We start from the raw sequence: 22,535 nt of genomic DNA, 5'->3' as shown, positions 1-22,535 counted from the left end.
ACGCGGAGACCGCCACCGCCACGGAGGCCGTCAACAGGGTGACCAGGGTGGTGTGCTGCTCGGGCAGGGACCACACCAGCGCCAGCAGCATGGTGGCCAGACCGGCCACCCCGGGGAGCCAGGCGACGGACGCGCCCACCCGCGAGGTCCAGAGGAAGAGGGCCGCGCCGACCAGCGCCGTCCACACCACGGCCACGACGAGGGGCGCTCCCAGCAGCACCGGCACCGGAACCAGGGTCGGCGGCGCGACCAGGGCCACACCGGCGGGGAGGCAGCGGCGGTCGACGACGGCCACCAACCCCAGCACCAGTGCGCCCGCCACGAGCACGCCGAGGGCCATCCCCAGAGCGGAGAGCGGATCAGGCTGCGCGGGCACTCCGAGCGCCGCGTGCGCCGGACCCCACATCGCCCCGACCGGAGCCGACCACGGGACGGTTCCGGGGATCAGGGGCAGGGACGGAGAATCCCCGGGCAGCGCCATGAGCGGGGCCACGGGCAGCAGCGCCAGACCGACCAGCGTGAACAGCCAGCGCGGGTCGGAACCGGGCCGCTCGTGGCCAGGGGCGGCCGCGCTCGGGGCCGGAGGAGCGACCCGGCCCAAGGTCAGGGCGGTCGCCCCGGACAGCAGGGCGGCGGCGGTCAGCAGCCACCACTGGGCCTGGACAGTGCCGTCCGCGCCCCGGTTCCCGATCAGGAAGGCGATCCCCGTCAGTAGCGCCAGGGCCCACAGCAGAGTGCCGCCCATGTAGAGGGTCGCGGCCCGACCGCCCGGATCGGGACGGCCCTCGGCGGCGGAGAACAGGCGGGCCCCGACCGCGCAGACCAGTGCGGTGGCGGCGAGCATCAGCACCGCCGCGAGGGTCATGTACCGCTCCGGCAGGGCCCAGACCAGGCCCGTGACCAGGGTGAGCGTTCCGGCGACCACCGGGACCGCGCCGGTCCACCGGCCCAGAAGGGCGGAGCCCAGCACCAGGCCGCCGCCGACGATGAGGGCCCACACCACCGCCACGACCTGCGGCAGTCCGAGGAGCAGCGGCGGCGCCAGCAGCGCGGCGGGGGCGACGAGGGACAGGGCGACGAGCAGGGCGGAGCGGCGCAGCAGCCAGACCGCGCCCACGGCCAGCGCGGCGGCCACCAGCACTCCGGCCAGGTACACGAGGTTCAGCGGCGGCAGCGTGCTCGCCCGCTCCAGCTGGAGGAGTTCCACGGCCGGGAGGGTCATCGCGGACGGCTCCAGGCTCCACGGCCAGGCCGTGAGGCGGGGCAGGACCGGCAGGTGCGCGGGACCGGCCACCAGCGGTGCCAGGGTCAGCGAACCCAGGCCGACCACCGTGTACGCGGAGAACGCGCCCGGTGCCGGAACCGTCCCGGACCGGCGCCAGCGGTCGGCCAGCAGACCGGTGAGCCCGGCCAGGATCAGGGTGGCCGCCATCGACCACCAGCCCAGCGGGTCGGTACCGGAGTAGCCGGAGGCGGCCAGGACCACCACGAGGGCGACGACCAGGGCGAGAGACCACAGGACCACGGCCGCTGCCCACAGTGTGCGGACCGGAACTCCGGGGCGGGGCGCGCCGAGGAGGCGCACGGCCGCCAGGTCGGCGAGCGCGGTGGCGGTGACCACGGGCAGCAGCCAGCCGGGGTTGCCGTTGCTGGGCAGCGAGACGATCAGCAGCAGCGGCACGGGCTGCGCGAACAGGACCGCCAGGACGCGCGGCGAGCGCAGCGGCACCAGCGCCGGGTACAGCAGCAGGAGCGCGCTCATGATCGCCAGCGCCGCGGCCGTGTAGCCGGGGCCGTTGCTGATCCGGTCGCTCAGCAGCCACAGGGCGAGGGCGTCCACGCAGAGCAGGCCGGCGGCCACGGCGCCGAACGTCTCGGCGGTGGCGTGCAGGCCGCGCCGGTACAGCGGCAGGGCCAGCCCGGCGAAGGTCAGGGTGGTCAGCCCGAGCACGCCGGCGCGGGCGCCGGTGCTCATGTCGCTCCAGGTCCAGATGGCGAAGACCAGGGCGGCGATGCCGATGAGCAGCCCACCGAGGCCGAGGATCACGTTCTGGGCCGAACGCTGGCTGACCTCACCGGTGCGCTCGGCCGGTCCGGCGGCGGATGCGGTACCCGGGGCGGGGCCCGGTGCGCGCTCCTGCCGCGCGGCGGCCGGAACCCCGACGGCCATCGGGGCCTGCTCCCGGGTCCGGGCCCGCGCCGGGACGGCGGGCGGGCGCGGGGGAGCCGGTGCGGGCACCGCCCGGCGTGCGAGTTCCCCGGACTCCCGGCGCAGACGGCCCAGCACGAGGGGGCGCTCCTGGGAGAGCGCGCGCTCGCGTCCGCGCAGGGCGTCCAGTTCGGTGTCGATCCACCACAGGCGCTGCGCCGTCGCCCCGACGAGACTGAGCCCGCAGCGCCCGCACGCCCGACCGGCCGCGCCGAGCGGCGCAGCGCAGTCGGGGCAGTGGCGTGGTGGGCCGGGCGGTGGCTGGGGGAGTCCGTGGGCGTTCATACGGACATGTTCCTCGCGCGTGCGCCTCGGCACATCAGTACGAGTACTCAGTCGGCGTGAGCGGTACGGGGTGCACTCCGGTGACAACCGTCTCGCCGGACCCGAGCCGGAGACGAGGGACACAGCCCGAAGGGACGTGGAGCACCCTGACTCTTTGTGTTCCCTTGCAGGTCACAAGCGCGCCATGCGGGCACATTCCGTGATGTGAGTCAGGACACGGCAAAACTGGCGTTACTTCACCGTGACGATGATGCAGGCTGAGGGCGCTGCACCGAGAATCCCCCCTCCCGTGTGGGAGCCCCGCCCCGTGGACGGTCGAACGGCGACTCCGCCCCCTCCACGGCGCACACGCAGGGCCGCGCGGCCCCCGGCGGCGACCCACACCACGCGAGAGCCCGAACCAGGGCACGCGTGCGTCAACGTGAAAGGGCGATCTTGATAGTCAACCGGATCTCACTGCGTCAGATGAGCGCGGTCGGAGCCGCCGCGCTGGTCGCGGGCGGCATGTTCACCGTCTCGGCCTTCGCGCAGACCGGCGACCTCGACCCCGGTCAGGCCGCTTCGGCGGCCACCCCCCAGCAGCCGAAGGAGCCCCAGGCGGAGTTCTTCGCGAGCCCTCCCGCCGTCGACGACGCCGAGCGCGAGAGCCAGAGGGACCAGGGCCGGGACGACGTACGGACCGCGGCCGAGCAGGCCGTCCAGTCCGCCAGCGGCACCGGCGCGGAGATCGCCGAGCCCGAACCCGAGCCCGAGGAGGAGACCCCCGGCACCGGCTCCTCCGAGGGTTCCGGCTCCTCCGGCGACTCCGCCCCGGCCGCCCCGGTCCCCGCGGGCTCCGCCAAGGAGATCGCGCTCCAGATGGTCCTCGACCAGGGCTGGGAGGCCGACCAGTTCCACAGCTGCCTCGAACCCCTGTGGGAGAAGGAGAGCAACTGGAACCACACGGCCGAGAACGCGAGTTCCGGAGCCTACGGCATCCCGCAGTCGCTCCCCGGCGACAAGATGGCCTCCCACGGCTCCGACTGGCGGACCAACCCCGCCACCCAGATCTCCTGGGGCCTGAGCTACATCAAGGACCGCTACGGGAACCCGTGCGGCGCCTGGTCCCACTCTCAGGCCAACAACTGGTATTAATAGGTTTTTCCCTGCCATTAACCCCCTTTTGGGAAAGGCAATCGTGCTACTCAACCGAATGTCGCTGCGTAGTACCGCGGCGGTCGGTGCGGCGACCCTGGTCGCCGGTGCGACGTTCGCCGTCTCCGCGTTCGCGGACGACGGTGTGGACCCGGACATGGCGGCCAGCGCCGCCGTGCCGAGGTCCGAGGAACCCGCGGCCGACACCGAAACCGAGGGCGACGAGTTCTTCGCGGCCTCGGAACAGTTGACCGAGGACGAACTCCTGGAGCTCCGCGCGCAGGCGCAGGACCAGCGAGACGCTGCCAACGGCCAAGGGGTGCAGTCCACCCAGGCCAGCGGCAGCGACATCGAGGAGGAAGAGGAAGAAGAGGAGGAAGCGGAGGAGGAGCCCGTGTTCTCGGGCGACCCCAAGGGCATCGCCCGCCAGATGGTCGCCGCCGAGGGCTGGGGCGCCGACCAGTTCGACAGTTGCCTCGAGCCCCTGTGGGAGAAGGAGAGCAACTGGAACTACCAGGCGGAGAACTCCAGCTCCGGTGCCTACGGCATCCCGCAGTCGCTCCCCGGCGACAAGATGGCCTCCCACGGCTCGGACTGGCGGACCAACCCCGCCACCCAGATCTCCTGGGGTCTGAGCTACATCAAGGACCGCTACGGCACCCCCTGCGACGCCTGGGCGCACTCCCAGTCCGTCGGCTGGTACTAGGTACCAGGTCCCCCGAACAACGAAAGCGGCCCCGCGCACCTCGCGCGGGGCCGTTTCGCTGTCCGAAACCCTGACGTCTACTTGTGCGGGGTGAAGGACTCGACGACGTCCTCGTGGACGTTGTCGAAGTCACCCGCCTCCTCCCGGGGCACGTTCACGCTCACCAGGTAGAACACCCGGTGGTCGCCCTGCTCCAGGATCACCGCGTAGGCCCAGAGCCGCCGCTCCGACTGGCCCCAGTTGGTGTTGACCAGGTCGGCCTCGACCATGGCGACGTCCAGCCCGGCCAGGCCGCCCTCGAAGTCGTCACGGTCGAAGTCCTCGGTGTCGCGCACCTCGTAGCCGCTGGTGGCGTCCTCGATGTCGGTGCCGCCGTCGGTCTGGGCGAGGAACTGCTCCGCGGTGCCGGTGAACTCGGTCTCCTCCCAGCCCTCCACCATGACCTCGTGCTCCATCCCCGGAGCCACGAACAGCGCGATGGACTCGGAGATCTGGCTGTCGTCGGGGGACCAACCGCCTGGGTAGGAGATCGAGAACCACTCGGAGTCGAAGGGCTGGAGGTCGTCCTCGTCGTACTCGGGGGGAATGCCGTCGACCCGGACTCCGCCGTCCGGTGTGTCCTCGACCTGCTCGCGGCTCTCGGCCCGTCCGGGCTGCTCGACCACCGGGGTGTCGGACACATCGGTGGACGTGCCGGATCGCAGCGCCGTCGCCATCACGATGCCGATGACCAGCAGAACGGCCACGGCCAGCGTTCCCAGCGCCAGTACGGTCCCCCGACCGCGGCCGCGGCGGCGCGCCCGCGGTGCGCTCGCCCCATGGGCCATGGCCATCTGGGGGCCGCTGTGACCGCCTCCGTGCCCGCCGTGCCCGTCATGGACACCGGGACCACCGTGGCCGTACCCGCTCTGGCCGTATCCGCCCTGGTCGTACCCGACCGAGCCCGCCGCGTGCGCGTAGTGCTCCTGGTCGTGCTGACCGTACTGGTCGTGCCCGGGGTAGGGGCCCTGCCCGTAGTAGCCGTCACCGCTGGGCGGGGAGGCCGGATGGGGGGTCTGCGGCCCGCTCGCGGCGGCGCCCAGGGCGGCACCGGCCACTCCGGCCGCACCAGCCGCGCCAGCCGCACCCGGCCCCGTGCCACCGGAAGCCGCACCGCCCCCGCCACGGCACCGCTCCAGCAGATCCAGGGCCTGTCCCACGGTGAGCCGCCGGTCCGGGTCGCGTTCCAGCAGACCGGTGATCACCGGCTCCAGCCACGCCGCCCTCGTCATCGGCGGCAGTTGGGCGGAGATGACCGCTGCGATCGCGGCGGTGATGGAGTCGCGGCGGAACGGGGAGCTCCCCTCCACCGCCGCGTACAGCGTCACGCCGATGCTCCACAGGTCGCCACGGTGCTCGGCCGGTCCGCCCTCCAGCCGCTCGGGCGGCATGTACTCGGGCGAACCGATCAGGGCACCGGTCCGCGTGATGCTCGGACCGCCCTCCATGGTGGCGATCCCGAAGTCCGTGAGGATGACCCGCCCGTCGGAGGACATCATGATGTTGCCCGGCTTGATGTCCCGGTGCAGGACACCGGCCGCGTCCGCCGCGCGCACCGCCTTGAGCAGCGACTCGGCGATGTCGGCGACCTCCTCCGGGGGCAGCGGCCCCGAACCGCCGAGCAGGTCCTGGAGCGAACCGCCCTCGACCAGCTCCATGACCACCCACGGGTCGTCCTCGTACTCGAACACGTCGTGGATGGTGATGACCGTGGGGTGGTTGATCCGTGCGGCGGACTGGGCCTCCCGACGGACCCGCGCGTGCGCGTCGGCGCGTTCGGCCTCGGTGAAGTGGCCGGGGAGCAGCACCTGCTTGATCGCCACGACCCGGTTCAGGGCCGTGTCGTGCGCCTCCCAGACGATCCCCATGCCGCCACGGCCGAGTTCTCGGCGCAGGACGTAGCGGTTCGCGATGGTCGGCTGGCTGTTACTCGACATCTGTCGCCCTCTCGGAGCGGGCACTCTGCGGGAAGTTCTGACTACTGGGTCCGACGCCCACGGTAGGGGGAAGGTTCCGGCCTCCGGGCCCTCGGTGCGGCGCCGAGACGGTGACGTCGGTGACGCACGAGGGGGCACCCCGCGTTCGCGAGGTGCCCCGGAGGTCCCGTGGACCGGTGGAGACTACTGCTGCGAGTTGGTCATCTTGAGGACGTCGAGGGCGGAGTCGAGCTGCTCCTCGGTGAGCTTGCCGTCCTGCACGTAGCCGCGCTCCAGCACGACCTCGCGGATGGTCTTCTTCTCGGCCAGCGACTGCTTGGCGACCTTGGCGGCCTCCTCGTAGCCGATGTACCGGTTGAGCGGGGTGACGATCGACGGGGAGGACTCCGCGTACACGCGGCACTGCTCCTCGTTGGCCCTGATCCCGGCCACGCAGCGGTCGGCGAAGACCGTGGAGACGTTGGCCAGCAGGCGGATCGACTCCAGCACGTTGCGCGCGATCATCGGCAGCTGCACGTTGAGCTCGAAGTTGCCGGAGGCACCGCCGAAGGCCACCGCGGCGTCGTTGCCGACGACCTGCGAGGAGACCTGGAGCATGGCCTCGCACAGGACCGGGTTGACCTTGCCCGGCATGATCGACGAACCCGGCTGGAGGTCCGGGAGGAAGATCTCGGACAGGCCGGTGGTCGGGCCGGAACCCATCCAGCGGATGTCGTTGGCGATCTTGCAGTAGCCGACCGCGATGGTCCGGAGCTGGCCGGACAGCTCGACCAGGGCGTCGCGGGCGCCCTGTGCCTCGAAGTGGTCGCGGGCCTCGGTCAGCGGCAGGCCGGTGTTGGCGGCGATCTCGGCGATGACCCGGGCGGAGAAGCCCTCGGGGGTGTTGATGCCGGTGCCGACGGCGGTGCCGCCCAGGGGCAGCTCGGCCACGCGCGGCAGGACGGCCTCCAGGCGCTCCACGCCGTAGCGGACCTGCGCGGCGAACCCGGCGAACTCCTGGCCCAGGGTCACCGGGGTGGCGTCCATCAGGTGGGTGCGGCCGCTCTTGACGATCGCCGCGAACTCGATCGACTTGCGGGTGAGCTCGCCCTCCAGGTGGCGCAGCGCCGGGATCAGCTCGTTCTGGACGGCCGAGGTGGCGGCGATGTGGATGGAGGAGGGGAACACGTCGTTGGACGACTGCGAGGCGTTCACGTGGTCGTTCGGGTGGACGTCGAGGCCGGTGCGCTCCTTGGCGACGGTCGCCACGACCTCGTTGGTGTTCATGTTGCTGGAGGTGCCCGAACCGGTCTGGAAGACGTCGATCGGGAACTCGTCGTTCCACTTGCCGTCGGCGACCTCCAGGGCGGCCTCGCGCACCGCCTTGCCGAGGTCGTCGGAGATCACGCCGAGCTCGGCGTTGACCTTGGCCGCGGCGGCCTTGATCTGGCCGAGCGCGGCGATGTGAGCGTTCTCCAGCCCCTGGCCCGAGATCGGGAAGTTCTCGACGGCACGCTGGGTCTGGGCCCGCCACTTGGCCTTGGCCGGGACCTGGACCTCACCCATCGAGTCGTGCTCGATACGGAACTCACTCATTGCAACCCATCTCTCCTGGGAAAACCTGTGACCTCAAGCCTGCCAGACGCAGGAGGACACAACGCACCTCACCCTGGGTTCCCGGTGTTGCACGTGTCATGTTGACATCCGTGCAGGTCACCAGTGCCGAGTCGGACGCCCCGTCAGCGTTCGATCCGGCGGCGGGCCCCGCGGCGGCCGAGGAGGAGACGGCGCCTGGGCGCGCGCACCCGCACCGTCCCGAACAGGCAGAAGCCGTCGATCTCCAGGACCGGCGGACGGGACATCGTGCTGTCCCGGGCGTTGGTGCTGCGTCGGCCGAGGAAGGACCACCCGTTGAGCCGCACCTCCACGCCCTCGGGGACGTCGATCACGACCCGGCCGAGGAACGTGCTGACCGTCATCCGGTGGTGGTTGTGTGTGAGCAGGGCCTCACGCATGTCGATCTCGGTGCGCCCGCACACGGCCCCCGCCTGCTCGTCGGGGAGCGCCACCCAGCGCCCCCGGCGGGTGAGGGTGGTGAACCAGCTCACCATGGGTTCGGGGTCGAGCTGGATCGGCTGCTCCTCCGCGGGCAGGAGGTCGGAGGTGATCTCCGGCAGTTCCCCGAGGGTCCTGGCCGCCTCGACGCGGTCGAGGCGCTCCTCGAACTCCTCCATGTCGATCCGGCCGTCGGTCACGGCGGAGCGCAGGACCTCACTGACGCGTTCGCGGTCACTGTTGGAGGCCCTCATCCGGGCGGGGGAGACTTCCTCACTCACGCCACTCACCCTAGGCGAGCGACGTTCACGGTGGCGGCGGTCGTGGGGCCGGGCGGGGCCCGACCCCACGACCGATCACTCGATCACTCCTGGTCAGAGGAGTGCCAACGCGCGCCGCGCCGGAGCGGCGGCCGAAAGCGGACGCACCGCGATCCGCACCAGGGCGCGGGCGTTGTCGTCACCCGCGACCCGGTTGGCGCTGAGTTCGCCGCACGCCAGGCAGCGGTGGACGACCAGCCACTCACCGTCCGGGCGGGCGCTGACACCGGCGGCCTCCATCCGGCCACGGCAGTCGGCGGCCCTGTCGCCGGGGACCCGCCCGTCCACGTGCAGGCTGGTCAGGCAGTGCGGGCAGTGGTTGCGGTGCGCCGTGCCCGGCGCCCTCAGCGGGACGTCCAACCGGCACTGCGCGCACCGGAACGACTCCGCGGCCGGGCCGTGGCGCCGCCCCTGTTCGCCCCGGGACCGCAGGACGGTCTTGGGGCGCTGCTCCCTGCGCTGGACGCGCCGGTGGTTACCGCGACCCACGCTCACACCTCCCCGAGCATCTCGAGCGGGAACGGCGGCTCGGCGAGCGGGCGCACGGCGATCCGCATGAGCACCAACGGGTTGTCGTCGGCGGCCACGGCGCTCTCGGAGAGCTCGTCGCAGCGCACGCAGCGGTGGACCAGCCTCCATCGGCCGTCGCGCGCGACGACGACGGAGATCGGGGTCATGCGCCCCTCGCAGTCGCAGACGCCGCCCTCGACCTGGTCGTGGACGTGGAGCGAGGTCAGACAGCTCGGGCAGTGGTCACGCGGAACGCCGTCGGAACCCAGGAGGGAGACGGACAGGCCGCAGAGCACGCAGCCGAAGACGGCGCGTGCGGAGTGGTCGGAAACGGTGGTTCTGGGGTCGGGATCGTGATGGGACAACCCGGAGGCTCCTTGCTGGAGAGGTGAAGAGTCGACAGCAAGAGCGCCGAGCGGTTCTCGACGTGGGGCGGGGGTCCGTTCAGACGTCCGAAGGGTGTCGGGGCATGCGGAGACCCGCGCGGCTGTGAGGCGCGCTCGGCGCGTTCCGGGGCATGGACCTCAGTCCTTCTTGCGTGGGCTCACGCCCGCGCGTACGTGTTCGGTTCCGACCCCTCCACGGTAGGGAGGCGACCTGAACCCGCGCAACGGGTTTTCCGGGCGCCGGTCCGGCGTCCGGCACGTGCGGATAAACGATGGATTTTCACGCGCTCCGCTGCCTACCGTGTTCCCATGACCACACCAGAGCCCGGTCGGGCCGTCCCCGGGAGTGCCGCCATGACCTCCCGCGAGGCGGACTCCACCGTGCCAGCCCTGCACCTGCGCGGCGTCGTCAAGCGCTTCGGATCGCTGACGGCCGTCGACGGACTCGACCTGGAGGTACCCCAGGGAATCGTCCTCGGACTGCTCGGTCCCAACGGCGCTGGCAAGTCCACCACCATGAAGATGCTCACGGCCCAGTCCATCGCCGACGAGGGGACCATCAGCATCCTCGGTCACGAGATCCCCGCCGAGTCCAAGTGGGCGCGGGCCCGCATGGGCGTCGTCCCCCAGCACGACAACCTCGACGAGGAACTCACCGTCGAGCAGAACCTCCGGATGTTCTCGTTCCTGTACCGGGTCCCCCGGGCCCGCCGCAAGGAGGCCATCGCCCGCACCCTGCGCCTGGCGCAGCTCAGCGACCGCGGCGACACCCCCGTCGACGACCTCTCCGGTGGGATGCGCCGCCGCCTGCTCATCGTCCGCGCGCTCCTGCACCGGCCCGAACTGGTCCTCATGGACGAACCCACCGTCGGCCTGGACCCGCAGGTGCGGCAGGAGCTGTGGGGCGTGATCACCGCCCTGCGCGACGAGGGCGCCACCGTCCTGATGTCCACCCACTACATCGAGGAGGCCGAGCGCCTCTCGGACGAGGTCGCCCTCATGGCGGGGGGGAGGGTCGTCGAGCGGGGAGCCCCCGCCGACCTCGTCGCCAAGTACGCGGGGGCCAGCGTGGAGGAGTACACACCGGGCGCGGACGGGACGGCGGCCCTGGAACGGCTGCTCCGCGGCCACGGCTTCACCACCCGGCGCACCGGCACCACGGTGTCCGTGCTGCGCGCCGAGGAGCTCCCGGAGTCGGTCCGGGAGCAGCTGGGCACCCCCGACCGCAGGGACAGCAACCTGGAGGACGTGTTCGTGACCCTGACCGGGGAGTCCGTCGAATGAGCCTGTCACAGCGTCACGAGGACGCCCGCCCCGAACGGCACGCCCGGCCCGGCCGGTTCGAGGCCGACGCGGTCAGGGGAGTGGTCGCCCGCGAGTGGATCCTCTACGGGCAGTCCTGGCGGGCCACCACCTTCGCCGCCGTGGTCGAACCCACCCTCTACCTGCTCTGCTTCGGCTTCGGCATGGGCGCCCTCATCGGGACCCTCGCCGGGTTCAGCTACATCGACTTCCTCGGCACCGGGATCGTGGCGGTGTCGGTGATGTTCCAGTCGATGATGCCCGCCGTCATCAACACCTTCATCAAACGCCGCTTCCTGCACACCTACGAGGGCATCCTCGCCGCCCCCGTGGACGTGCGCGAACTCGTCACCGGTGAGGCCCTGTGGCTGGCGCTGAGGTCCGGCGTCTACGGCTGCGTGCCGCTGCTGGTGGCGATCGGGTTCGGGCTCAAGCCCGGCCCCGGGATGCTCCTGGTGCCGTTCATCGCCTTCCTCGCCGGGTTCGCCTTCGCGCTCTTCGGCATCTGGATCTCGGCGGTGATCACCTCGGTGCGCTCCATGGACTACGTGTTCAGCGGTCTGTTCACCCCGCTGTTCCTCATGGCGGGCACGTTCTTCCCGCTCACCGAGCTGCCCGACTGGGTCCAGACGGCCGCCATGGTCAACCCGCTCTACCACGCGGTCGAACTCATCCGGGGAGCGGTCTTCGGCGGTCTGGACGTCCTCGCCGCCCTCGGCCACGTCGGCGTCCTGCTGGCCTTCGTGGTGCTGATGTGGAACCTGGCCGCCTTCCAGATGCGGCGCAGGGTCGTCAACTAGCGGGAACGGCGACGGCGCGGGAGGATCCCCTCCCGCGCCGCCGCGCTCACCGGTTCCGCACCGCGGGGATCAGCCCCCGCTGGGCGCCCAGCGCAGTTCGACCACGGCCCGCTGGCCCTCCTCGACCACGCTCACGCCGACACCGACCGCGCCCCACTCGCCGGGCGCCTTCACCTCGCCGCCGACCAGCAGTTCGCGCAGGTCGAAGAAGCCCGCCATCACGGCGTCGTCCATCTCCTGCATGGTCTGCTGGAAGACGGCGTCGTCAGCCAGCTGGCCGGAACCCGCCCTGCCGTGGGTGACGACCACCGTGTCACCGTCCATGCTCACCTCGGGCTGCTGGGCGGTCGAGTAGGGGCCACCAAAGGCCTCGTCCAGGAAGCCCTCGATCGCCTGCTGGTCCCCGCCGACCGCGTGGTACTGGAAGGACGGCTCCGAGAGCCCGTTCGGGTCGAACGAGGTGAGGCCGAAGGCCGTGGAGCCGCCCAGGAGCGAGGTGAACCCGTCCGGCAGCGGGGCACCGACCGAGTTGAAGAACGACTCCATCTCGGTGCGGTCGCCCTCGTTGAGGAACGGGAGGCCGTCGCTCTCCCAGGCGGTGCTCAGGGACTGGTCCATGCCGCTTCCGGCGAAGGCCGCCACGGTGCCGGAGGGCAGTCCGCCCATGGCCTCCATGCTCGCGCCGGGGGCGTCGGCCAGCCAGGTCAGGGCCTCGTCCTCCACCTCGAAGCCGAAGACGTCCATCCGGGCCTCAAGGTAGTCGCCGTCCACCCGCATGGAGGCGGTCATGCGCCCCTCGACGGCGGAGTCGAGTCCGGTACCGAACTCGGCGGCGAGCTCCTGGTCCATCCCGGTCAGCTCGCTGAACGCGCCCAGGTCCATCCAGGCCAGGGCGATGCTGCCGCTCGGCACGTCGCCGAGGTCGCCGGTGTAGGTGTTGTTGCCTTCCAGGTCGCCGTGGGCCGACATCTGGTCGTTGTACTCGTTGATCTGGGTCTCGTCCTCGGCCATGACCACGAAGTCGTCGACCATCGTGTAGTCGAGGTCACCGTCCTCGCGGAGCCCGTCGAGCGTGGCCTCCGCGGCACCGGCGTCCGTCACGGACAGCGCCAGCGCGAGTGCCATGCCGTCGTCCACCGCGGCCTCGGGGTCGCTGGCGGGCCAGGCGGCGACACCGGCCTTCTGCCCGATCCACTCCTCCACCTCGGACTCCTCGACCTCGAAGGTCTCGGCGAACGCTGCGGCGAAGACACCCGTGGTGTCCTCCTCCACCTCACCGGTCTCCTCGGTGACCTCTGCGGGGAGCTTCTGGGAGAAGCTGATGAGGTCCATGATCTGGGAGCCGTCGATGTCCAGGTCGACCTTGCCGAAGGCCACGGAGTTGCCGGGCAGGACGGACTCGGGCTGCGGTCCGCCGAAGTCGACCAGGGAGACGGCCGCCCACAGGGTGCCGCCCATGACCACGACGGCCACACCTGCCGCGGCGGGGATCAGCCACTTGCGGCCGCCGCGCGAGGGCGGGACCTGACCGCCCGAGTACTGGCCGCCGTGGGGCGGCTGACCGGGTCCACCGGGACCCATGGGGGCACCGGGTCCACCGGGACCGCCCGGGCCCATCGGGGCGCCCGGCCCCTGAGGCGGCGGTCCGCCCGCACCCGGGTACTGCTGGCCCGGGAACTGCTGCCCCGGGTACTGGCCGCCGGGAGGCTGCGGAGCGGGCTGCTGGGGCGGGGCGAAGTGCGGCTGGCCGGGGCCCTGCTGCNCCCGGCTGCTGCGGCGGCTGCCACTGGGGCTGCTGTGGGGGATCTGGGTAGGACATCGGACCTCCGACGAGGGTGTTCGGGACAGGCGCGGGCGCTGGGCCAACAACGGGTCTGATGCGGGGAAACACCGAGTTGTTCACACACGACCGCGAGAGCACGACGGCGGTGCCCCGTCCACGAGGACGAGGCACCGCCGTCGCGCGGTGACTACTCCGGGGCGGAGGTGAGGTCCACGCCGCTGTAGGCCGAGAGCTTGCTCAGCCGGTGCTCGCTCCGGACCTGGCGCACGGTGCCGCTGCGGCCGCGCATGACGAGGGAGTCGGTGGTCACACCGGTCGACTCGTAGCGGACCCCGCCCACCAGCTCGCCGTCGGTGATGCCCGTCGCGGCGAAGAACACGTCGTCCGAGGAGACGAGGTCGTCGGTGAGCAGTACGCGGTCCAGGTCGTGGCCCGCGTCGATCGCCTTCTGGCGCTCCTGGTCGTCCTTGGGCCACAGACGGCCCTGGATGACCCCGCCGAGGCACTTCATGGCGCACGCGGTGATGATGCCCTCCGGCGTGCCGCCGATGCCCAGCATGAGGTCCACGCCGGTACCCCGGCGCGCCGCCATGATGGCGCCCGCGACGTCGCCGTCACTGATGAACTTGATCCGGGCGCCCGCGTCGCGCACGTCCTGGACCAGCTGCTTGTGGCGCGGACGGTCCAGGATCACGACCGTCACGTCCTGCGGCGACTTGCCCTTGGCACGGGCCACCGCGCGGATGTTCTCGGCGGGCGACGCGGCGATGTCCACCACGTCGGCGGCCTCGGCGCCCGTGGCCAGCTTCTCCATGTAGAACACGGCGGACGGGTCGAACATGGTGTTGCGCGGGCTCATCGCGATCACCGCGATGGCGTTGGGCATGCCCATGGCGGTCAGGGTGGTGCCGTCGATCGGGTCGACCGCGACGTCCCAGTCGGTGCCGCCGCCGTCGCCGACCCGCTCACCGTTGTAGAGCATGGGGGCGTTGTCCTTCTCGCCCTCGCCGATCACCACGGTGCCGTTCATCGACACGGTGCTGATCATGTGGCGCATGCCGCGCACGGCCGCGCCGTCGGCGCCGAGCTTGTCGCCCTTGCCGACCCAACGGGCCGCGGCCAGCGCGGCGGTCTCGGTGACGCGGACCAGTTCCAGCGCGAGGTTACGGTCGGGCGCCGAGTGCTGCGCGGACGGGCTACTGGACTGCGACATGGACATGACACCTTCCGTCAGGAAACAGGGTGGGGTTCTCTCTTAGGGTAGTCACCCGACGTGACCTCCGTTTATCGCGGTCCCCGGCGAGGGCGGCGCGCGTGTCGGACGCCACCCGGCCGGACGAACGCCCGAGCGGGGGCCGATCACGGGCGCGCCCGGGTGATCCGGGTGCGGGTGGTCGGGTATCACCGAGCGCGACGCGGCCCGTAACATCGTGCACCTGAACCCGGATCGGCCACGCCGTGGCGGTCCCGGCTGCCGGGAGAGCAGTCGTCAGGCGCGCCGGTCGCGTCAAGCCCGCCGCCGCGAGGCAGGGGGGAGTTCCCGGGGTCTCCCAGGGGAACGCTCCAGGCTCGTGGGGACCCGGACAGGAGTGAGGGCGTGACAGTGGACAAGACGGACAAGCCCGCGCGGGTCTCGCCGCGCGGCGCGGCCACCCGCAGTGCCCTGCTGCAGGCGGCGGCCCAGGTGTTCCGCACGGTGGGGTTCGCCAGGGCCGGAGTGAGCGAGGTCGTCTCGGTCGCCGGGGCCAGCGTCGGCAGCCTCTACCACCACTTCACCGGCAAGGCGGACCTGTACGTCGCCCTGTACGAGGAGTTCCAGCAGCGCCAGCAGGAACGCACCCACCAGGCGGTCCGGGACGCCCGGTCCGACGGTGAGAGTGATCCCACACGGCTGATGAACATCGCCGCGCACGCCTACCTCCTCGGGTGCATCGAGGAGCGCGACACCGCGCGGCTGTTCTTCAGCGGCGACGGCCCGCCCGGGTTCGACTACCAGCTGCGGGCCCGGCTCACCCAGTGGACCGACCGCAACGTGGCCCTGTTCCGCAAGGCGGACGAGCCCGTCGACGAGGCCCTGCTGATCGTCGTGAGCGGTTCCATGCTCCTCGCCGTGGCCGAGGTCGTGCGCCGCGACGACGCCGACGCCCACCGGCTCGCGGACGAGATCACCGGGCTGCTCACCGAACTCGAACCGCGCCACCGCCAGCGGGACTAGGGCGGTGTTCGGGTCACTCCGCCCACGCGTCAACGGACGCCTGCGGCGCGGTGCCCTCGCGTCACCACCAGGCTGCCTCTCGACGCACCGATGAAGCCCGCACAGCCGACTCCGGTTCCCGTCAGGGGCCCGGTCGCCGCTCACACCCGCTAACCGCACCCCAGGTCGAAGTGGCCCGAGAGCTGGGGCAAGCTGGTCATGTCATGAGTTCATACAGCCGGGCCAACGCCACCTTCAAGAACTACGCCATCTCCCTCGGGGTCGTCGTCGCGATCATCCTGGTGATGGCGTTCGTGGTCTCCACACGATCGGGTGAACGCATCCCCGAAGTCCAGTTCCGCCCGGACATCGAGGTGCTCAGGAGCAGCGCCGAGTATCCGGTGACCGCCCCTGCCGAGGATCTCCCCGAGGGCTGGACGCCCACCAGCTCCACCCTGGACCTGAACGGCCCGGTCGAGTGGACGGTGGGGTTCGCCACCCCGAAGGACAGCCACGCCAGGCTGGTCCAGAGTGACGACGACCCCGACACGGTGGTGCGCGACAGCGTCAAGGACGCCGAGCCGGTGGGCACCGTCATGGTGGGCGACCAGGAGTGGGAGCACCTGGAGTCCGATGACTGGGGCGCGCTCGTGCTGCGCGGGGACGACCGGACCCTGGTCGTCGCCGGCAGCGCCGGTGTCGACGAGTTCGCCGAGCTGGCCGAGCACCTGGAGACCTTCCCCGTCCCTGAACCCGAGGACACCGAGGAGGGCGACGACGCCGAGGCCTCCGAGGCAGCGGACGCCGACTCCTAGGGCGAGTCTTTGGTGCTTTCGCCGGTGGCGGCGGAGCCCATCGCTGCGAGCGGCCGTGTCCCCTCCAGCCCCGCGGTCCGCCCGGCACACACGAAGGGCCCCGTCGAACCGTCCGGTTCGGCGGGGCCCTCGACGTCGGGAGGCGCCTACTCGGCGCGCAGGTCCCGGCGGAGCTCCTTGGGCAGCGAGAAGGTCAGGGTCTCGTCCGCGGTCGTCACCGCGCTCACCGAACCGAAACCGTGCCCGGCCAGCTTGTCGAGCAGCTCACGGACCAGGATGTCGGGCACCGAGGCGCCGCTGGTCACGCCCACCGTGGTGACGCCCTCCAGCCAGGCCTCGTCCATCAGGGTGGCGTTGTCGATCAGGTAGGAGGCGTTCGCCCCGGCATCCAGGGCGACCTCGACCAGGCGCACGGAGTTCGAGGAGTTGTCGGAGCCCACCACGATGACCAGCTCGCACTCGGGCGCCATGGCCTTGACGGCGTCCTGGCGGTTGGAGGTGGCGTAGCAGATGTCGTCGCTGGGCGGGTCGAGCAGGTTCGGGAACCGCTCGCGGAGGGCGTCGACGGTCTGGTTGGTCTCGTCCACCGAGAGGGTGGTCTGGGACAGCCAGGACACGTTGTCGGGGTCGCGGACCTCGACCTTGTGGACCTCGTCGGGGCTCTCCACGATCTGGATGTGGTCCGGGGCCTCACCGCTGGTGCCCTCGACCTCCTCGTGGCCGATGTGGCCGATGAGGATGATGTCGCGGTCCTCGGAGGCGAAGCGCTGGGCCTCCTTGTGCACCTTGGTGACCAGGGGGCACGTGGCGTCGATCGTCTTGAGCTGGCGGCGCTGGGCCTGCTCGTGGACGGCGGGCGAGACACCGTGAGCGGAGAAGACCACGATGGCGCCCTCGGGCACCTCCTCGGTCTCCTCGACGAAGATCGCGCCGCGTTCCTCCAGCGTGCGCACGACGTGCGTGTTGTGCACGATCTGTTTGCGCACGTAGATCGGGGCGCCATACTGTTCCAGTGCCTTCTCGACGGTGATGACCGCCCGGTCGACTCCGGCGCAGTACCCCCGCGGGTTGGCGAGAAGCACACGGCGTTGGTTCGTGGCAGTCGTCATCGCACTCATGGGACACATCCTAGGTGTGATCCGGCGCCGTGGGTCCGGGTGTGGGAAAGGGCACCGACGTGGGTACATCCACGGCGGGACCGCAGGCAGGTGACGTCGGTGCGACCGAACGCACACGATCCGGCGTCGAAGTGGCGAAATCGTTCACTTCCAGCCCGCTCATGCTGTTACTCCCTCCTCTATCCTGGTTCACCATCGCATCTGTATGAGGCGGTTCGCCCTCAACTCGGCCTTGCCTTGTTCGCTGGACGCGCGCCGCCGGCCCAACGCCGAGAGCATCAGGAGCCCCCGTCCTATGTCGAACCCGACCATCGTCACGAAGCTGACCACCCTCGTCAGGGGCATCTTCGGGCGCAAGGACCCGGTCGTCACGACCGTGCAGGACAAGAAGGACGAGACCCCCGCCGCCACGGACGTGACGTCCGAGGACACGGTCAAGCAGGCCGAGAAGGCCGAGGAGAAGGCCGAGACCGCCCCCGCGGCGGCCGCCGAGACCCCCGCGGACGCCGTCACAGAGACCCCCGCGGAGACCTCTTCGGAGACCGCTGCGGACGCGGCCCCGGAGGCCGCCCCGAAGACCCCCGCCGAGACCACCTCCGACGCCGCCCCGTTGGTCGAGGAGCCCACGGACGAGCCCTCCGTCCCGGCCACCGCCGACCTCCCCGAGGACGGCCCCGCCCTGGCCGAGGAGCTCGAGGCCGCCGAGGCCCACACCACGGTCGCCAGCGACGACGTCCTGGAGCGGGTCCGCAAGGAGGCCGCGCCCGCCGCAGAGGACCTGGCCGTGCCCACCTACGACGAGCTCAGCCTGCCGTCCATCCGGGCGCGCCTGCGCAAGCTCACCATCGAGCAGGTCCGCGACCTGCGCGCCTACGAGGTCGCGCACGAGGCCCGCCCCGAGTTCATCAAGATGTACGACAACCGGATCGCCAAGCTGGAGTCCGAGGCCTGAGCGGGGTCGCGTCCGTGGGCGCGTCCCGAACCACCCCCGCCGTGCCGGCCCCGGAGGCCGACGCCCGGACACACGTCCGGGAACGCGCCGTCTCCGGGGCCGCGCGTCCCCTCCTTCACCGAAGTGTCCGCACCCTGGCCTAGGCTCTGGAGCCATGGGCATGGAGAGTTCGGCGGAGTCCCCGCAGCCGGTCAGGACCGTACTCCAGGCGGTGGGTGGCTGGATCGACCGGCTGGGCGCCATCTGGGTCGAGGGGCAGATCGCCGAGCTCAACTCGCGCGGCCGCATGTCCTACATGACCCTGCGCGACCCCGTCGCCAACGCCTCCATCCGCGTCCTCTGCGAGACCTCCGTCCTACGCCGCCAGGAACCGGCCCCCGGGCCCGGCGACCGCGTGGTCATCCACGCCAAGCCGGACTTCTACCAGCTCAAGGGCACCTTCTCCCTGCGTGCCCGGGAAATCCGACACGTCGGGATCGGTGAACTCCTGGCCCGGCTGGAGCAGCTGCGCCGGACCCTGACCGCGGAGGGCGTGTTCGACCCCGCCCGCAAGCGTCCGCTGCCCTTCCTCCCCAACACCGTCGGCCTGATCTGCGGACGCGACTCCGCCGCCGAACGCGACGTGCTGGAGAACGGCCGCCGCCGCTGGCCCGCCGTGCGCTTCGAGGTGCGCCAGGTCGCGGTCCAGGGGGACCGGGCCACCCGCGAGGTGATCGAGGCCCTGCACGACCTGGACACCCGCCCCGAGGTCGACGTCATCGTCATCGCCCGGGGCGGCGGCTCCATGGAGGACCTGCTGCCCTTCTCCGACGAGGCCATGGTCCGGGCCGTGGCGGCGGCGGGCACCCCGGTGGTCAGCGCGATCGGCCACGAACAGGACGCGCCGCTGCTCGACCACGTGGCCGACGTGCGCGCCTCCACTCCCACGGACGCCGCCAAGCGCACCGTCCCGGACGTCGGGGAGCAGCTGGAGATCATCCGCCAGCTCCGCGACCGGGCCCGCCGCGTCATCCGGGGCGGCGTCGACCGTGAACTGGCCTGGCTCGCGAGCGTGCGCTCCCGCCCGGTCCTGGCCGATCCGGTCCGGGAGACCGAGCGCCTCACCGAACAGGTGCTGGAGCTGCGCGACCGCGCCCGCCGCAGCCTCACCGCCTCGCTGGACCGCGCGGCCGACACCCTGGTCCACACCGAGGCCCGGCTGCACGCGCTCTCACCGGCCACCACACTGGCGCGCGGCTACGCGATCGTGCAGCGCGAGGACGGCTCCGTGGTCCGTTCCGCCGCCGAACCCGCGCTGGGGGAGACCCTGCGCGTGCGGTTCGCCGAGGACGGCCTGAGGGCCACCGTCGACGCCCTGGACGGCGAGGGGGATCCCGAACCGCGCCCGGCAGGGAAGAAGCCAGCCACGGGCGGCTCGCGCGGCAGGAAGAAGAAGGCGGCGCCCGCCGCCGAGGACACCACGGACAACGCAGCCACCACAGAGGGGGAGTAGGCATGGCCGACCAGAGCGAGGCCCCGGAACTGAGCTACGAGGAGAGCCGGGAGGAGCTGAACAACGTCGTCCGCAGACTGGAGTCGGGCGGCCTCACCCTCCAGGAGTCCCTGGAGCTGTGGGAGCGCGGCGAGAAGCTGGCGCGTGTCTGCGAGCACTGGCTGGAGGGGGCCCGCGCCAAGCTCGCCGCGGCCATGGACGAACGCCGCGCCGACGAGCCCGGGGACGACGACACCCCGTTCTGAGGTCCGTTCCGCCGCTGGTCCCGGGGCGGGGTCCCGGCCTCGCGAGCGGCGCACCGGTGCCGTGCCGCCTCCGGCCTCCGCGGGCGTCGGAGGTCCGGGCGGAATCTACTTGCGGCCGTTGAGTTCGTCGCCGAGGTTGCGCAGGTTGCCGGGCAGGCCGCGGAAGACCGCGACCACGAGCACCAGCGCCGTGCCGAGGAACAGCCACGGGGCGACGTCGGCCAGCCGGGAGGCCAGACCGAGGATGAGGACCCGGGCGAACCCCTCGTTGCCCAGGGCCAGCAGACTCTCGGCGGCGACCACGGCGACGAAGTAGGCGATGGGCGGGCTCACCGACAGCGACAGCAGGTCGCCGGGTCTGACCAGGGCCGCCGTGACCACGCAGGCGAGGGTGAAGGCCAGCCCGGGGGCCGCGGGGATCGACACCAGGTGGGCGATCATGGTCCCGGCGAAGCTGAACACGACGATGAGCAGCACCCCGCCCCGGCCGGTCAGCCGTGGCGGGCGCCAGGGGGCGGCCGTCGTCTTCGGGTGACTGCGCGCTGTCCTGTCCGGGTTCGGGTGGCTGCGCGCGGACCTGTCCGCGCCCGCCGCCTCCCGACCGCGACCGTTGGACCGCACGAAGTACGGGGCCTGTCCGGATTCCGGACCGTCCGACTTGCGCGGGGGCATGGTCGTGCGCCTCCCCAGTTTGTTACTCACGGTGTTCAGTGTGTCACTTCTCGTGAAAGTTCGGGGGTCATTCCTGGGATCGTGTCGCCATTTCGGCCACTTGCCCCTTCCGGGGGGATCGTGGCTTCCACCCCTTGGACGCCGAGATCTCCCCTCCTGGTTCCGGCCGGTTCCCGAGAGGTGGCCGGAAAGTCACTCGCCGCGAACGACTCCCTCTGGCGGTTTTTGGGTCGAACCGTTGTAGCCGTTATCCGCATGCCGAATACCGCCGTACTCGGCCGCGCTCGCGACCTTCAGGTCCGACACGTCCGTGCCGCGCGCCTCCGGCTCCGCGATCCCCGCCGACGCCTCCGCCAGCTCCGGTGCCGCCACCGTACGCGGCCGCTCCTCCACCCCGGAGAGCCGGTCCAGGTCACCGTCGACCAGCCCCAGCTCACCGAACCGCCGCGCGGTCACCAGCACCCTGCTCTCCAACGACCCCACGGTCTGGTTGTAGGCGCCCACCGTCCGGTTCAGCGCCCGGCCCAGCCCCTCCACGTGACCACCCAGTGTGGCCAGCCGCGAGTACAGCTGCTTGCCCAGGTCGAACACCTCACGGGCGTTCTCGCTCAGCGCCTCCTGCTGCCACGCGTACTGCGCGGTCCGCAGGAGCGAGATCAGCGTCGTCGGGGTCGCGATGTGCACCCGTCGCCCCATCGCGTGCTCCAGCAGTCCGGGGTCGTACTCCAGAGCCGGGGCCAGGAAGGCCTCACCCGGGATGAACAGCACCACGAACTCCGGCGCCGGGGTGAACGCCGACCAGTACGACTTCGCCGCCAACTGGTCCACGTGGGTGCGCACGTGCTTGGCGTGCGCCCGCAGCCGCTGCTCCGAGGCCGCCCCCTCCCCGGCCTCCACGGCGTCCAGGTAGGCCGCCAGCGGCACCTTGGAGTCGACCACGATGTTCTTGCCGCCCGCCAGCCGCACCACCATGTCCGGCCGCTGCGCCCCCGACACCGCCTGCTCCTCGAAGTCGCAGTACGCGGACATCCCGGCCAGCTCCGCCACCCGCCGCAGCTGGAGCTCACCCCACCGGCCGCGTGCCTCGGGCCTGCGCAACGCCGTCACCAGAGACTGCGTCTGGTCCCGCAGCCGCTCCGAGCCCTCCCGCACGAACTCGACCTGCTTGGCCAGTTCCGCGTGCGCGGCGGCCCGACCGGCGTCCACCTCCCGGAGCTGGGTCTCCACCCGGTTCAGGGTCGCGGTCAGGGGCTCCACCATCCGCTCCACGGCACGGCGCCGCTCGTCCAGGTCGCCCCCGGCCTGGGCGCTGACCGCACGCAGCCGCCCCTCGGCGAGTTCGAGGAAACGCTGGTTGGTCTGGTCCAGGGCCTGCGCGGACAGCGCGCGGAACCGGTCCGCGAGCTGCTCCTCCACGTAGGCGGCGCGCTCCTCCGCCGCCCGGGCGTCCGCGCGGGCCTCGGCGTCGCGACCGCGTGCGAGCAGCCAGCCCACGGCGGCGCCGATGACCAGACCGATGACGAGAACGAGTACGAGTGCGAGGGCGTCCATGGCGCCATGCTCTCAACCCCCGGGGGTCGTGTGCCCGCCAACGCGCAGGAC

Annotated in this window: 19 protein-coding genes; 9 read left to right on the top strand and 10 right to left on the bottom strand. The window is 71.7% G+C overall.

What is annotated here, in order from left to right; genetic code table 11:
* Nucleotides 1-2,929: 2,929 nt before the first annotated feature.
* Both D452_RS0119620 and D452_RS0119615 read left to right on the top strand, forming a co-directional pair.
* A complete protein-coding gene (locus D452_RS0119620; RefSeq protein ID WP_026129482.1) occupies nt 2,930-3,628 on the top strand; it encodes an aggregation-promoting factor C-terminal-like domain-containing protein in 699 nt (232 codons plus the stop codon).
* A gap of 58 nt (nt 3,629-3,686) precedes the next feature.
* On the top strand, nt 3,687-4,334 hold the full coding sequence (locus D452_RS0119615; RefSeq protein ID WP_017545847.1) for an aggregation-promoting factor C-terminal-like domain-containing protein: 648 nt from the start codon (nt 3,687-3,689) through the stop codon (nt 4,332-4,334).
* Nucleotides 4,335-4,411: 77 nt separating this feature from the next.
* Here D452_RS0119615 and D452_RS0119610 read toward each other — a convergent pair whose 3' ends face one another.
* The 5 genes from D452_RS0119610 to D452_RS0119590 all read right to left on the bottom strand — a co-directional run bounded on the left by D452_RS0119610 (nt 4,412) and on the right by D452_RS0119590 (nt 9,539).
* Nucleotides 4,412-6,310 carry a serine/threonine-protein kinase gene (locus D452_RS0119610; RefSeq protein ID WP_017545846.1) on the bottom strand — a complete coding sequence of 633 codons (1,899 nt, stop codon included), beginning with the start codon at nt 6,308-6,310 and terminating at the stop codon, nt 4,412-4,414.
* A gap of 183 nt (nt 6,311-6,493) precedes the next feature.
* A complete protein-coding gene (locus D452_RS0119605) occupies nt 6,494-7,885 on the bottom strand; it encodes a class II fumarate hydratase (RefSeq protein ID WP_017545845.1) in 1,392 nt (463 codons plus the stop codon).
* A gap of 143 nt (nt 7,886-8,028) precedes the next feature.
* A complete protein-coding gene (locus D452_RS0119600; protein WP_017545844.1) occupies nt 8,029-8,598 on the bottom strand; it encodes a DUF1707 SHOCT-like domain-containing protein in 570 nt (189 codons plus the stop codon).
* A gap of 120 nt (nt 8,599-8,718) precedes the next feature.
* Nucleotides 8,719-9,159, bottom strand: coding sequence for an RNHCP domain-containing protein (locus D452_RS0119595; protein ID WP_017545843.1), 441 nt, complete (start codon nt 9,157-9,159; stop codon nt 8,719-8,721).
* On the bottom strand, nt 9,156-9,539 hold the full coding sequence (locus tag D452_RS0119590) for an RNHCP domain-containing protein (RefSeq protein WP_017545842.1): 384 nt from the start codon (nt 9,537-9,539) through the stop codon (nt 9,156-9,158). The genes D452_RS0119595 and D452_RS0119590 overlap by 4 nt, the downstream gene beginning before the upstream one ends.
* Before the next feature lie 375 nt (nt 9,540-9,914).
* On the opposite strand from D452_RS0119590, the gene D452_RS0119585 reads away from it, so the two are divergent.
* A complete protein-coding gene (locus D452_RS0119585; RefSeq protein ID WP_017545841.1) occupies nt 9,915-10,844 on the top strand; it encodes an ABC transporter ATP-binding protein in 930 nt (309 codons plus the stop codon).
* Complete coding sequence (locus tag D452_RS0119580) at nt 10,841-11,662, top strand: ABC transporter permease (protein ID WP_017545840.1); 822 nt, start codon at nt 10,841-10,843, stop codon at nt 11,660-11,662. Before D452_RS0119585 ends, D452_RS0119580 begins: the two co-directional genes overlap by 4 nt.
* Nucleotides 11,663-11,731: 69 nt before the next feature.
* On the opposite strand, the gene D452_RS0119575 is transcribed toward D452_RS0119580, so the two are convergent.
* Both D452_RS0119575 and glpX read right to left on the bottom strand, forming a co-directional pair.
* Nucleotides 11,732-13,243 carry a hypothetical protein gene (locus D452_RS0119575; RefSeq protein ID WP_017545839.1) on the bottom strand — a complete coding sequence of 504 codons (1,512 nt, stop codon included), beginning with the start codon at nt 13,241-13,243 and terminating at the stop codon, nt 11,732-11,734.
* A 389-nt stretch (nt 13,244-13,632) separates the two neighbouring features.
* Nucleotides 13,633-14,658: a class II fructose-bisphosphatase gene (gene glpX / locus D452_RS0119570; protein WP_026129480.1), complete on the bottom strand. Its 1,026-nt coding sequence runs from the start codon at nt 14,656-14,658 to the stop codon at nt 13,633-13,635.
* Nucleotides 14,659-15,048: 390 nt separating this feature from the next.
* Between glpX and D452_RS0119565 the strand changes: the two genes are divergently transcribed.
* Nucleotides 15,049-15,660: a TetR/AcrR family transcriptional regulator gene (locus tag D452_RS0119565; RefSeq protein ID WP_017545837.1), complete on the top strand. Its 612-nt coding sequence runs from the start codon at nt 15,049-15,051 to the stop codon at nt 15,658-15,660.
* A gap of 203 nt (nt 15,661-15,863) precedes the next feature.
* Nucleotides 15,864-16,454: a DUF4245 domain-containing protein gene (locus tag D452_RS0119560; protein WP_017545836.1), complete on the top strand. Its 591-nt coding sequence runs from the start codon at nt 15,864-15,866 to the stop codon at nt 16,452-16,454.
* Nucleotides 16,455-16,600: 146 nt separating this feature from the next.
* On the opposite strand, the gene D452_RS0119555 is transcribed toward D452_RS0119560, so the two are convergent.
* Nucleotides 16,601-17,572 carry a 4-hydroxy-3-methylbut-2-enyl diphosphate reductase gene (locus D452_RS0119555; protein ID WP_193374254.1) on the bottom strand — a complete coding sequence of 324 codons (972 nt, stop codon included), beginning with the start codon at nt 17,570-17,572 and terminating at the stop codon, nt 16,601-16,603.
* 295 nt (nt 17,573-17,867) lie between these two features.
* On the opposite strand from D452_RS0119555, the gene D452_RS0119550 reads away from it, so the two are divergent.
* From D452_RS0119550 to D452_RS0119540, 3 genes are all read left to right on the top strand, one after another.
* On the top strand, nt 17,868-18,524 hold the full coding sequence (locus tag D452_RS0119550; protein WP_017545834.1) for a hypothetical protein: 657 nt from the start codon (nt 17,868-17,870) through the stop codon (nt 18,522-18,524).
* Between the two features lie 154 nt (nt 18,525-18,678).
* Nucleotides 18,679-20,016 carry an exodeoxyribonuclease VII large subunit gene (gene xseA / locus D452_RS0119545; RefSeq protein WP_017545833.1) on the top strand — a complete coding sequence of 446 codons (1,338 nt, stop codon included), beginning with the start codon at nt 18,679-18,681 and terminating at the stop codon, nt 20,014-20,016.
* Nucleotides 20,017-20,018: 2 nt separating this feature from the next.
* The gene (locus D452_RS0119540) at nt 20,019-20,261 is read left to right on the top strand and encodes an exodeoxyribonuclease VII small subunit (protein ID WP_017545832.1); all 243 of its coding nucleotides are present in this window, start codon (nt 20,019-20,021) and stop codon (nt 20,259-20,261) included.
* Nucleotides 20,262-20,366: 105 nt separating this feature from the next.
* Here D452_RS0119540 and D452_RS0119535 read toward each other — a convergent pair whose 3' ends face one another.
* A complete protein-coding gene (locus D452_RS0119535) occupies nt 20,367-20,933 on the bottom strand; it encodes a DUF6542 domain-containing protein (protein WP_017545831.1) in 567 nt (188 codons plus the stop codon).
* Between the two features lie 192 nt (nt 20,934-21,125).
* Nucleotides 21,126-22,484, bottom strand: a complete 1,359-nt coding sequence (locus D452_RS0119530; protein WP_017545830.1) for a DNA recombination protein RmuC — start codon at nt 22,482-22,484, stop codon at nt 21,126-21,128.
* Nucleotides 22,485-22,535: the final 51 nt, after the last annotated feature.

It is taken from the genome of Nocardiopsis prasina DSM 43845, assembly GCF_000341265.1.
GTDB classification, from domain to species: Bacteria; Actinomycetota; Actinomycetes; order Streptosporangiales; family Streptosporangiaceae; genus Nocardiopsis; species Nocardiopsis prasina.
The sequence above is the reverse complement of the archived record's forward strand: the minus strand, read 5'-3'. Positions and strand labels throughout refer to the sequence as shown.